Here is a 12,352-nt window from a genome sequence, read left to right as displayed (position 1 = left end):
GACGTATCGCGCGAATTACTGCGGTGCGTCTACGGCGTGCGTCAGCAGTTCGCTGGCGTAACGGCGGTACAGCCATGACAGCGAGGCCGCCGCGAACACAATGAACACGGCATTGAACAGCGCCTGAACGATCGCGATGACGGGCACGGCCTGGGTCTGGTGCGCGGCCAGCATTTTGGGGCCGGCGAAGACGAGGAAAATGGCGCTTAGCACGAAGAGCGGCAGATACGTGACGAAGCCCACGCCGATCATGCTCCACACGTGCCCGCGGCTGTCTTTCCAGGCGGCGCGCAGCGCGAGCCTGCTGCCGAGCGCAATGGACGGATAAAGCAGGATCAGTCGCATGGTGACGAACAGGTAGATCACCAGCATGGGCAGGTAGATCAGGAAACCGAGCCGAAAAGCGCGTATGGCGACGTAAGCCAGAGCGGCAAACGCCAGCATCGACAACACGACAGTCAGCGAGACCAGCGCGTAGCGGCCGAGCGGCTTGCCATTGAGCGGCACGAGCGGCTGCACGCCTTCGCCGAGCAGCACGAAGCGATGGACCTTGATCGTCAGCGTGCCCCCCACCACTATTTGCAGCGCGGTCCAGACGAGCGGCAGCAACCCCTGGCCGAGATGCGCCATCGTGTCGAGACCGTCGGCGGCCGTGGTGGCAGGGTATGGGCGGGCCAGCAGCGACGTGCAGGCCAGTACCGCGCAAACGCCCAGGAACAACCAGGGCATTTGCGTAACGGCTTGCCACGAACTGATCCATCCTTTCTTGACGCAGGCCCTGAAGGTCAACTGTTCCATAGTTTTTTGTGAAATCGCTTTGATGTGTGAAGCCCCTCAGCTTGGCGTATATCGAAGTCGAAGGAGGGGGCCGATGTTGTTTTTCAAGGCAATGTAGATAGGATGAGTCGTGTTTGCCGGATACGCTCTCGCCGCTTCGTCAATGCGTTGCGACGGAGTCCAATCCGGTCGATGTGACCTCGGATTGGGCGGCGGGAGAGGCGAGGTAGTCGAGCAGCGCCTTGGCTTCTTTCGGATGCTCCGCGTTTACAGGGATGCCCGCGGCAAATCGCGTGACGGATTGCACCGACTCCGGGATCTTTCCAGCAAACGTCACACCCGGCACCGGCAGCAACTCGCTGATCTGCTGGAATCCCACCTCGTAATCGCCATTGGCGACCACCGACGCGACCGGGATCTTCGGAACCATTTTCGCTTTGGCTTTCACCTGATCCTCGATGCCGAGCTTCCTGAAAAGCTCGCGCTCGATATAGACACCGCTCGCGCTGTCCGAGTAGGCGATCGATCGGGCATGCAGCAAGGTCTCCTTCAGCGCATCGACCGAACTGATATCCGGTTTCGGCGCACCACTGCGCACGACCATGCCGATGCGGGAGTCGGCCAGCTCGACGCGCGATCCGGGAACCACCTTGCCTTGCTTGATCAGATCGTCGAGCGCGTAGCCGACCATGATGACCACATCCGCGTGCTCGCCGCGTTCGAGCCGGTTCGGGATGGCTTCCGGCGATTTGCCCATCGAAGGCCCCAGGATGGTGTCGAGCGTATTGCCTGTTGACGCCGCGAACCTGGGACCGAGCAATTTGTATGCGGCAGTGAATCCGCCCGAACTCATTACGTGGAGTTCGGCCGCCTGTACGTTTGCAGTTGCAACGGCGCTGGCCAGCAGCCCAGCGCTCAATAGGGTTAGAAAGAAGGTTTTCATCCGAATAAGCGTGGGAGTCTGATGGGGATAAGGGCGCAATGGGCTCACGAGGCCGGGTGTGTCGACCGTAAGCGCGGCAACCCGCCCCTATATACCATACCTGGGCCGGAGCCGGGACAGCGGGCGGCGCGCATGCCATGCACACGCCAGCCGGTTTTCCGATCCGATCTTATGGCGAGGCGACGCCGCCCTCAAGCTTCGTCAATGCGCATTCAGATAGCGCGCAATCACCGGATAGACGTCCACCGCCGCGTCTTTGCCGAAGATACAGTCAACGTGGCCGTAGCCGGGAATCAGATGCCGCTCGTAAGGCTGCTCGGGGAAGTGCTCGACCAGCATGTCGTATGTGAGCTCGGTACTCCTCGGCAGATAGGTTTCGTTTTTTTCGCCGTGAATGAAACCGATCGGCAGGCGCATGCCCTCCAGGCCTTTCATGCCATCCGTACCCGTCAGGTACACGTCATCGCCGTGGGCATCGACGACCTTGCCTGCACGTACCATGGCGGCCAGATGCTTGAACACCTCGATGTCATGTACGCCGAACAATTCCTGCAGGTTCGAGTGAAGCGCCTCGTTCAATTTCCCATGTTCGTAGAGCAGGCCATAAAGGAAGGTCGCCCGGTGACAGATCGGGCTGCCGCAACCCTGGCGGTGATTGAGCGGGTAGAGCCGCAATGCCTCATCGAGCAGGTTCTGGGGCCACGACCTGTGCTCTGTAAATGCGGTCAGGTCGAGCACGCCGAGATGCGCCATGATGTCCGGCATGTGCAACCCGCATTTGATCTTTTCCAGCGTGCCCGGTACCGGGTGCGCCGAGACCTGCGATATGACTGCCGAGCGCACGCCCTTGAGGCCGTATAGCAGCGACATGGTCAACGCCATTCCACCCATGCAATGCCCCAGCGCCTGAATATCCGCTACGCCGGTCAGCTCCCGCACTTTGGCGACCGCGCTCGGAATGTCCTCGCGAGCGACCTTGTCGACATTGGTCGGCACCAGCACGCTGGGCATTTCGATGCTGACGCGCAGATCGACGAGCCATACGTCGTAGCCGGCCGCGCAGAGAAATTCCACCAGGTTGGTTGCGATCAGATCGGTGGAATAGATCCGGCTCGATACGCCCGAGCCGTGAATCAGCAGCAGGGAACGCAGCGGTTTGCCGGCCGGTCCGGCGTAGCGCGTGAGTCGCAGTGTGGTTCCGTCCGGCGTGTCGAAGAAGACCACTTGCGGCACGGGCGCGCGCAGCGCACGCTTCAGACGCGGTGGCGTTGCCGGATCGTAAAACTGCAAAGGTGCGGCCACGCCGCCATATTCGGTGAACAGCACGCCCGCGAAAAACTTGCCGAACTTGAGGGTCCATTCAAGGCGTGTTGTCAGATCGGGCGTGTTGGTGACTTCAAGCGTGCGTTGCTGTTTGAGGAAATTCTCCGGCGTGATGATCAGCGTTGCTTTACCGATTATCAACGCATCCGCTTGTACCGATTCGCGGATTTCGGCGTAGAGCGTGTTGGTCTGCTCCCACAGATTGATCGGTGACGTACGCGTGATGATCTTCTGTCCGCTCAGGTAGTACGTTTTGCTTTCGGTGGAATTGAGCGTCATGTGGTAATTCATGTTGCGCTCGTCCACGTCCGATTCATTGACCACGAACAGATTGAAGGTGCCGTCGGTGATCGTCATCGGTTGCGCGGAGAGCGCGGGGCACGTCAGCGTGCCGGTAGTGTGGGCCAGATGTTGCGGATTGCTCAGCATATCGGCCAGATCGTCCGATTCGACGGTCAGCGTGAATTCAATCGGACTAGTGGCGTCGCCCACGACGGCCGGCGCATAGGTGCCGATCATCGTTTCGGTGAAGTGCAGGCCGATCTTTTGCGGCAAGGGCGTAGCGGCGGTCCCCTTGGACACGTAATCGATCTTCCACCCTCGCGCGTTTGCGAGCAGCGTGCAATTGCGTTCCGTAAGCGCAGAAATCGTCAGCAGTGGATTGACGCCGAGCGACATCGGTATGACTGCGCCATCCATCACATACAGGCCGTCGTGCACCGTATTACCCGTCGTTCCGCTGAAAACGCGCCCCTGCTGGTCCACGACGCCGCGCTCCGCATCTTCGCCCATCCCGCAGCCGCCGAGCGGATGCACAGTGACGGTGCGGTTCTTGAGCAGGTTGGTCGAAATCGGGTTGCGCACGTATTTGCCGCCCAGGGGTGCCTGCGACCTCTCGAGCGTTTCTTCGACGGTACGGTAGATCGGCTGCTTACCGGCGTTCGGCCAGTCGATGCGCGCTCTGCCTTTGTCGTTCACGCTGATCTGGCCGCTTTCGTCGTCATGTGCCATGACCAGATAGGCTTGCGTGTGGTTGAGGGCACCATGATAGGGCCCGCGCAGGAAGCTCTCGATCACGCGCGCGTCGTAGCCGAGCGGTTCCCCGGCCGGGTGAGGCGCGGGAATGTCGACGCCTTCGAGCGGCGCGGCGCCACCGAGCAGGGCCACCATCGCGGCGCCGATCGGCCCGGCGAGCGAACCTTCTTCAATCACGAAGCCGTCTTTCACGTCAGGGGTGTTGCGGTGGTCGATGATGCCGGTAATGGTCGGCCCGACCGGCGGAATGTCACCCTTCTGGTGCGCACCCCAGCCGACGCCGTTGATCACCTCTTCGGTGTTGTACGCGAAGGCCAGCACGTCGCCGTTCCCGGTGAAGTGTTTGCCGAGCATGGTCGAAACGGTCAGCCCCGCCTCACGCGAGCGCAATAGCAGGGCGGTCGAACCGATCGTGCCCGCCGACACGATGACGATATCGGCGCTCACGAACAGATCAGGCGCGTCATAACTCTCGCGGCCCAGCTTCACCTCCTGAAAGCGCACGATCCATTTTTGCGTGGCCGCGTCGCGCAACACTGAATGCACTGCAGTGCCCGTGAAAATATGTGCACCGTGCGCGACCGCGTCGGGCAGATAGTTCATGTGCGTCGAATTTTTCGCGTCGTAATTGCAACCCGAGTTGCAATCGCCGCAGCCGACGCAGGCCTTCTGCTCGACACCCGCCGCGTTGATGCAGTCCTTGAAGGTGACGGTGACGGGCGGGGGGTAAAAGCGATCTTCCATGCCCAGCGCCTGCGCGGATTTTTTGAGCGCCTGTAGTTTCGGCAACTGCAGGAAATCGCCCGACACCGGCGATGGTTGCAGCATGGCGCGCGCCAGTTCGTAGCCCTTGTCGCGTCCCACCTTGTCCGCGCGCAGCGCCGCGGGCCAGCGGTCATCGTTCCACAACCGCGGCTCGGCTTCGAGCGCGACGTTCGCGTTGATCAGCGACGTGCCACCCAGTCCGCAGCCCACCACCGCATTCACATCTTCATTGACGTGCACTTCGAGCAGCGCGAGTGGTGAGCCGATTTGCGCGAGGGCGGTGTTGTATTGCATCTGCGCGGCGCCTTCGACCGGGGTGCGCGGATAGTCGCCGGCCATGAATTCGCGCCCGCGTTCCAGCACGCACACGCTTTGGCCGGCGCGCGCCATGCGGCTTGCGGCAATCGCACCGCCGTAACCCGAACCCACTACTACCACCTCGTAGTGCGATTGCATCGCCGTGAGGGCGCTCGATAAGCGGTTCATTAAGTCCACCTCGTCAGGAATGGGATGCCGGGTGGGGGAACCCGGACTTCGGAAGGAAGACGGCGTGCGGCTAAGGCTTTTTTATCGTAGGCGGTGCGCGATGACAAAAAAAGGCGCATCGTACGTGGCGCGCCGGGCATGCGTGCAGCGAGCTCGATTGCCTGAAAGGAAAAGAGCCGTCGCCGGCCCACGCCACTGTGGGAATGCGCTATTACGCGGCTACTTCATTCATTTCGCTGTCGCTCGATTCGGCGGCGAGCAGGTTCAACGCGAGCAGAATCGCCTCGCGATTATCAATGTCGATCTCGATGCCGAGCACGTCGATCAGCCAGCGGCCGATCTTGGTATTGGAAAATTCGTCGGCGCCGGCCGTCTTTTTCATGGTGACGCCAAGTTTGACGGCGCGATAGTGATACGAGGGCACACGATGCTGAGCAGCGACTGCCGACAGGCCGCCTTTTCCTTCCGAACACCAGCCGAGGCTGCCGGCCAGCACGATGCGCTCCGGCTCGTCGAGGCAGTCGATAAAGGTGCGCGCCGCGAGCCGCACGCGTTGCTCGTCGAGGCCGTATTGCAGCAACACGCTTTCGACGGGGTCTTCCAGCGCTTGCGCCTGCAGATCGATCTCCTGCGCCATGCCTTCGTTTTCCATCGACACGTTGCGTTGATGGCAGGCGCTGCGCAGGCAGTCGATCAGGTAGCGGCGAAAATACGCGCACAGCGCGTAGCCGTTGGACGGCGCGCTGTCGGCGCAGGCGTTGGTTTCCGTGTGGCCGGGCGCGAGGCGCAGCACTTTCGAGTAGATGAACTGCGCGACCAGTTCTTCCTTGTCGTCGCCGAGCGCCTGCAATTCCAGCGGGTGATAGGTGCGCAGGGCCCGCTTGACCAGATCGACCATCGACACCATTTCGTCGGCGGACAACTGGGTACGCCGACGCCATAGGTCGGGCAGGATCGCATCGTCGAGATTGCGGACGAACGCGTGGCTCGGAACTGCGCCCATGAAAACCTCCATAAGGGGTAAGGCAAGGAGCGCGGGAGCCTCGACTGCAGGCAAAGAAGGGGGATGGAGCTTTTAAGCCGCGCTGGAATGTGAAGCCAGTATGGTTTCCGCCGGCGCCTTCGCCTATATGGATTAAGTGGTAGCTGATGGGTAAACTGCCGGGTAAACCATCCGTGGGTCTGCCTGTTTACCGTTTGAAAGCCGGGCGCTGCACCACGACAAAGGAGACCGCCAGATGCGGGCTGACCCAATCCAGCGTGCAATCGACGAGGACCTGGTGCGCGTGCTGTACGCGCAAGATCCGATCGCCTTCTTTTCGCACTGGTTCTCGATGGCGGTGCTGGTGGCGATCTACTGGCCGAACATCCCGTCGCCGCGGCTGTTCATCGCGTGTTTCGGGTTTTATGCGGTGGCCAATTGCGGCAGCCTCGCGCTGTGGATCTGCAATCGCCACTACCCGCACCTCGTGACGCCGCGCGGCTGGATCAACCTGCACGCGGTGCGCGGCGTGCTGCTCTACAGTGCGCCGGGCATCGCGGTGTGGTTCGCGTTCCAGAGCCCGCAAACCGATTTGCCGCTGCTGCATACCGTGATGCTCGTTACGCTGGCGGCCGGCGTGTTTATGTCGAACGGTTTCGATCTGCTGAATTTTTCGACCGCGATTCCGTTTCTGCTGTTTCCGTCCATCGTGCTGCATTTCGGCTCGCATACGTTCGATCGCACGATTCTGGCGATCGTCCTGGCGTTTTTCTTCTGCGCGATCAACGTCTATGCGCTGAGCTATCGCAAGCTGTTCCAGAAGGTCGTGCAGGCGCGCGTCGATCAGCAATACCTCGCGGAGTCGCTGGCGGCGCAAAAGCGGGTCGCCGAGGAGGCCAGTCTTGCCAAAACACGGTTTTTTGCGGCCGCGAGCCACGATTTGCGGCAGCCGCTGCATGCGATCGGATTGCTGGCGGCTTCGCTCAACGATACGGCGACGACGCCCGTGCAGCATGCGAGGACCGCCGAGCACATCGTTTATAACGTCGAAGCGTTGAACCAGTTGTTCAACCAGGTGCTCGATCTCGCCAGGCTCGAAAGCGGCGTGACCCAGGTGATCCGCTTGCATTTCCGGCTTTCTGAACTGTTCGAGCGAGTCGGCAGCCAGTACCGGCCGCAAGCTGCCGCCAAGGGGCTTGCGTTGCGGATCGCGCCGGCCTCGGTGGTCGTGCATGACGATCCGGTGCTGCTCGAACGCGTGCTGAGCAATCTGCTCTCGAACGCGGTGCGCTATACCGAGGAAGGCGCGATCTGGGTCGGCTATCGCCGGGCGGGGCGTCTTTCGGGCGGCTATATCGAGGTACGCGATTCCGGCGTCGGTATTCCGGCCGAGGAACATGAGCGCATCTTCGAAGAGTTCTATCAGGTTGCCAATCCGCAGCGCGACGCGCGCCAGGGTCACGGGCTAGGCTTGCCCACGGTGAAGCGCCTCGTCGAAATGCTCGGCGGCGAGTTGCAACTGCGCTCGGCACCGGGCCGCGGCTCGGTGTTCCGCTTTCCGGTGCAGGCGGGCGACCCCGGCGGGATTGTCGCGAGCCTCAACGAGACGGTGGCGGGCGGTCCGTCGGCGCAAGGGCGGCGCGTGCTGTGCATCGACGATGACCCGTCGATTCTCGAAGGCCTCGCCAGTCTGCTGGGCCGGTGGGGTTGTATCGTGCGCGGCGCACGCGACGAGGTCGACGCGCTCGTGGCGCTTGAAGACGGGTTCGTGCCGGACGCCGTGTTGTGCGACTACCAGTTGGCGAACCACCGAACCGGCGCGCAGGCGTTGACGGCCGTGCGCAATGTGCTTTCACGGGCAGGACATGAAGGTGTGGTGACATTGCTGATTACAGGCGACATGGCGTCGGCGGAACTGGCCGCGCTGGCCCTGCAGGGGATTCCGGTGCTGCATAAGCCGGTCACGCCGGCGCGCTTGCGGCGTACGCTGGAAATGCTGTGGCAGCAGGCGGGGTTGGACAAGGGGCGGTCGGCGTCTGCGCCGGAATTGCGCGCCAGCGAAGGCGCGCGGGAACCAGGCGGCTGGGCGGCGAAGGGCGTGACGGGGGACGTAGCGATGCGGCCGCCGGGTGAAGCGAGGATTTAATCGCTGAACCCGTCCTGGAGCGAACCGCCCATCTCCCACTGCCGGCTACAGCGTTTTCCCCGCTTCCAGCCAGCCGTTGATCACAGCGATCGCCGTGGACCGGTTGTGCACGCCAAGCGCGCGGAAGATCACCGATAGATGCACCTTGACCGTACCTTCCGCGACGCCCAGCTCACGCGCGATCATCTTGTTAGTCCAGCCGCGATGAACCAGCCGCATGATGTCCTGCTGTCTCGGCGACAGGTTCTCCAGCAAATGTTGCTGATGCGGCTGCAGCGCCTGGATTTGCGTGATCGGTTCGGTGAGCGAGGCGCCGCCTTGAGTCGAGGCGTGGGCGGCTCCCTGTGTGGCAAGCTCGGCGGCTGCTTCGGCGCGCGCGGGTGCGGTTTGCGTCTCACGCGAACCCAGCAGGCTGAGCGCTTCCATCGGCACATAGGCGCCGCCTGACAAGACGAGTTCGATCGCCTTGAGCATGACGCTGGCGGGTTGCCGCTTGGGCACGAAGCCGAGCGCGCCGGCGGCCAGCACCGCGCGCATTTCGTCGGGCGATTCTTCGGCGGAGAGCACGACGACCGGCAACGCGGGGTTCGCCTTCAACAGCACTTCAAGCGACGACGCGCCGCTCATGCCAGGCATATGCAGATCGACGATGGCGAGGTCGTGGTCGGCATCGGGCCGCGCGGCGGCGGCAAGCGTTTCCCAGCTGTCGGCTTCGTCGAATTGGGCGTCGGGGTCGAGGCCACGCAACATCCCTTTGACGCCCTGCCGGATCAGTTCATGGTCGTCGGCCACAAGAAACTTCATAATGTCTCCGCGAGTCGGGCCTGCGCGTTGTGGACTACAGCCGCTGTGTTTCTGGCTTTACTCCCCGTTTTACTTCTTTTCTCGAATCGCGCCATTGCCGGCTCCCCGCGATCATATGCCGATCGGTGGCGCGGCGCGCCTTCCGGTTTGCCGTGCCGCATAACTGACTGTCTATTTGTATGATCGCCGGCTGGTTCGCCGCACCAGCATTATGTGTAAGGCAGGTCTCCCGCGCATAGGTTCCGGCTTGCTTTGTAGACGAACCGCACGCGCCAATTTTGAAGCCGTTCGCGCTGGAACCCGAAGGTTATGCGCACCGGGTGGAATCACGCTGACATCACCCAAGGCAGCATTCATTTGACTGCAAACAAGGTCGCATTCATCAGAAGCTTGAACGCGAAGCCGAGCGACACCGCCGAGCCCACGCCGAAACACCAGAGCGCGATGAACCACAGCCAGCCGGGCAGTTTGCGCGCCGGCGTTGGAGACGCGCTGCGGGCGGCGTTGGTGGCCGCGTCCTTAGTGATAATGATGTTGGTCGTCATGACGCACCTTGCCACGAAATACCCAATAACCCATCGTCGTATACGCGATGATGATCGGCAGAATTACCGCTGCGCCGACTAGCGTGAACATCTGGCTCGAGCGCGGCGCGGCGGCTTCCCAGAGCGTCATGCTCGACGGAATCGCATACGGCCATAGGCTCACCAGCAGCCCGGCGTAACCGAGCAGCACGAGCAGGAGCGCCAGCACGAACGGCGTGTTGTGATGCCGCGCCCGCACTGCGCGGTGCATGAAGAACGCGCAGATCGCCACGAGGAAGGGCACCGGCAGCAGACGATAGAACAGGTTGTCGTGGAACCAGCGTTGCGCGATAGTCGGATCTTGCAGCGGCGCCCACAGACTGACCATCGCGATGAACCCGAGCAGCACGAGCGTCAGCGGCCACACCACGCGATGCAGGCGGCGCTGCAGATCGCCTTCGGTCTTTGCGACCAGCCAGCAGCAGCCGAGCAGCGCGTAGGTGATAACCAGACCGAGGCCAGTCAGCAGACTGAACGGTGTGAGCCAGCCGAAGGCGTCGCCAGCGTAGCCGCCGTCGATCACCGGGATGCCTTGCAGAAACGCGCCCAGCACGATGCCCTGAAAGAACGTCGCGCCCGCCGAGCCGCCGATGAACGCCAGATCCCACAGATGTTTCGTGCGCTTGGCCTTGGCGCGGATCTCGAACGACACGCCGCGGAAAATCAGGCACACGAGCATGAAGATCAGCGGCAGATACAGCGCGGACAGCACGGTCGAGTAGACCACCGGAAACACCGCAAATAGCGCGGCGCCGCCGAGCACCAACCAGGTTTCGTTGCCGTCCCACACCGGCGCGACGGTGTTCATCATCAGGTCGCGCTCTTTCTCATCGGGAAAGAACGGGAAGACGATGCCGATACCCAGATCGAAGCCGTCCAGCACCACATACATGAATAGGCCTAGCGCAATGATCGCGGCCCACGCTACGGTTACGTCCATTTTCTTTCTCGCAAGCAGGGGTGAGGCAGGTGAGGTTAGGCGGCGTCGATCATCTGATCGGCGGCGGACAGTGGGCGGCGCGCGGTCTGATTCGGTGTGTGTTCAGGCACGCCGTGCGACGTCTGTCCCGGTAGCGCTGGACCCGCGCGCATCAGTTTGAGCATGTAGTAGATGCCGGTGCCGAACACGAGGAAATAGACGACCACGAACGCCATCAGCGAGATGCCAACCTGCTGCGTGGTGAGCGGCGACACCGCCTGCGAGGTGCGCATCACGCCGTACACCACCCACGGCTGACGGCCTGCCTCCGTGGTGACCCAACCCGCCAGCAGCGTGATGAAGCCGGTCGGGCCCATCGCCACGGCGACGCGCTGGAACCACTTCGATTCGAACAGCCGATCGCGGCGGCGCAGCACCCATGCGGCCAGAGACATCAGGATCATCAGCACGCCTAGTCCGGCCATGATGCGGAAGCTCCAGAACACCACCGTCGAGTTCGGTCGGTCTTGCGGCGGGAACTCCTTCAGCCCGCGAATCTCACCGTCCCAGCTATGCGTGAGGATCAGGCTGCCGAGGTGCGGAATCGACACGGCATAACGCGTGGTCTCCGCCTTCATATCGGGAATGCCGAACAGGTTCAGCGCGGTGCCGCCTTTCTCGGTTTCCCACAAACCCTCGATCGCTGCGATCTTGGCCGGCTGATACTTGCGCGTATTCAAGCCGTGCTGATCGCCAACGAATGCCTGGATCGGCGTGAGGATCAGGAGCAGCCAGAGCGCCATCGAGTACATCTTCTTGACGGCCGGATCGCGCCGTCCGCGCAGCAGATGCCATGCGCCCACCGCCGACACCACCAGCCCCGCAACGATGAATGCCGCCAACGCCATATGCGCGAGCCGGTACGGGAACGACGGATTGAAGATGATCTTGAACCAGTCGAGTGGCACGACATGGCCGTCGACGACGTCAAAGCCTTGCGGCGTTTGCATCCAGCTATTGGACGCGAGAATCCAGAAGGTCGAGATCAGCGTGCCGATCGCCACCATCAGCGTCGCGCCGAAGTGGGCGCGCGGACTCACGCGTTGCCAGCCAAACAGCATGATGCCGAGGAAGCCCGCTTCGAGGAAGAACGCGGTCATGACCTCATACATCAGCAATGGTCCGGTAATAGGGCCGGCGAAACTCGAGAAGCCCGACCAGTTGGTGCCGAACTGATAGCTCATCACGACGCCGGACACGACGCCCATACCGAAGGCGACTGCGAAGATCTTCGACCAGAACAGGCAAAGATCTTTGTAGTACGCCTTGCCGGTTTTCAGCCAGCGCCATTCGAGCACGGCGATGAAGCTGGCGAGGCCGATGCTGAGCGCCGGAAAAACAATGTGAAACGAGACGGTGAACGCAAACTGAATGCGGGCGAGATCGAATGCCGAAATTGCGGAGTTCATGAGCGTGAAGTGCTTTAGGTGCGTCATGCCCGGAGGCGGACTACGCGCGTCGACCGATGTCGGTGCGCACTGCGCTGGGCAGATGGCGCAAGAGTAGGGGAAGGCGCGGCTTTTTGCTG

9 protein-coding genes are annotated in these 12,352 nt (G+C 62.2%); 1 reads left to right on the top strand and 8 read right to left on the bottom strand.

Annotated elements, in window-relative coordinates:
• Positions 1-15: 15 nt before the first annotated feature.
• The 4 genes from PQQ52_RS16670 to PQQ52_RS16655 form a co-directional block, all read right to left on the bottom strand.
• Positions 16-798 carry a hypothetical protein gene (locus PQQ52_RS16670; protein WP_408213255.1) on the bottom strand — a complete coding sequence of 261 codons (783 nt, stop codon included), beginning with the start codon at positions 796-798 and terminating at the stop codon, positions 16-18.
• A gap of 139 nt (positions 799-937) precedes the next feature.
• Entirely contained in the window at positions 938-1,720 is a 783-nt protein-coding gene (locus PQQ52_RS16665; RefSeq protein ID WP_408213398.1) for a substrate-binding domain-containing protein, read from the bottom strand.
• 201 nt (positions 1,721-1,921) lie between these two features.
• Complete coding sequence (locus PQQ52_RS16660) at positions 1,922-5,329, bottom strand: alpha/beta fold hydrolase (protein WP_408213253.1); 3,408 nt, start codon at positions 5,327-5,329, stop codon at positions 1,922-1,924.
• Between the two features lie 211 nt (positions 5,330-5,540).
• The gene (locus tag PQQ52_RS16655) at positions 5,541-6,332 is read right to left on the bottom strand and encodes a hypothetical protein (RefSeq protein ID WP_408213250.1); all 792 of its coding nucleotides are present in this window, start codon (positions 6,330-6,332) and stop codon (positions 5,541-5,543) included.
• 235 nt (positions 6,333-6,567) lie between these two features.
• On the opposite strand from PQQ52_RS16655, the gene PQQ52_RS16650 reads away from it, so the two are divergent.
• A complete protein-coding gene (locus tag PQQ52_RS16650; protein ID WP_408213248.1) occupies positions 6,568-8,457 on the top strand; it encodes an ATP-binding response regulator in 1,890 nt (629 codons plus the stop codon).
• 45 nt (positions 8,458-8,502) lie between these two features.
• Here the strand turns inward: PQQ52_RS16650 and PQQ52_RS16645 are convergent, their stop codons facing one another.
• The 4 genes from PQQ52_RS16645 to PQQ52_RS16630 form a co-directional block, all read right to left on the bottom strand.
• On the bottom strand, positions 8,503-9,261 hold the full coding sequence (locus PQQ52_RS16645; protein WP_408213245.1) for a response regulator transcription factor: 759 nt from the start codon (positions 9,259-9,261) through the stop codon (positions 8,503-8,505).
• 353 nt (positions 9,262-9,614) lie between these two features.
• Entirely contained in the window at positions 9,615-9,806 is a 192-nt protein-coding gene (locus PQQ52_RS16640) for a hypothetical protein (RefSeq protein ID WP_408213243.1), read from the bottom strand.
• The gene (gene cydB, locus PQQ52_RS16635) at positions 9,781-10,785 is read right to left on the bottom strand and encodes a cytochrome d ubiquinol oxidase subunit II (protein ID WP_408213240.1); all 1,005 of its coding nucleotides are present in this window, start codon (positions 10,783-10,785) and stop codon (positions 9,781-9,783) included. Before cydB ends, PQQ52_RS16640 begins: the two co-directional genes overlap by 26 nt.
• Positions 10,786-10,820: 35 nt before the next feature.
• Positions 10,821-12,233 (bottom strand): cytochrome ubiquinol oxidase subunit I, encoded by a 1,413-nt coding sequence (locus PQQ52_RS16630; RefSeq protein WP_408213237.1) that lies wholly within the window; start codon positions 12,231-12,233, stop codon positions 10,821-10,823.
• Positions 12,234-12,352: the final 119 nt, after the last annotated feature.

The sequence above is a fragment of the Paraburkholderia sediminicola genome, assembly GCF_046030555.1.
Taxonomy (GTDB): domain Bacteria; phylum Pseudomonadota; class Gammaproteobacteria; order Burkholderiales; family Burkholderiaceae; genus Paraburkholderia; species Paraburkholderia sediminicola_E.
The sequence above is the reverse complement of the archived record's forward strand: the minus strand, read 5'-3'. Positions and strand labels throughout refer to the sequence as shown.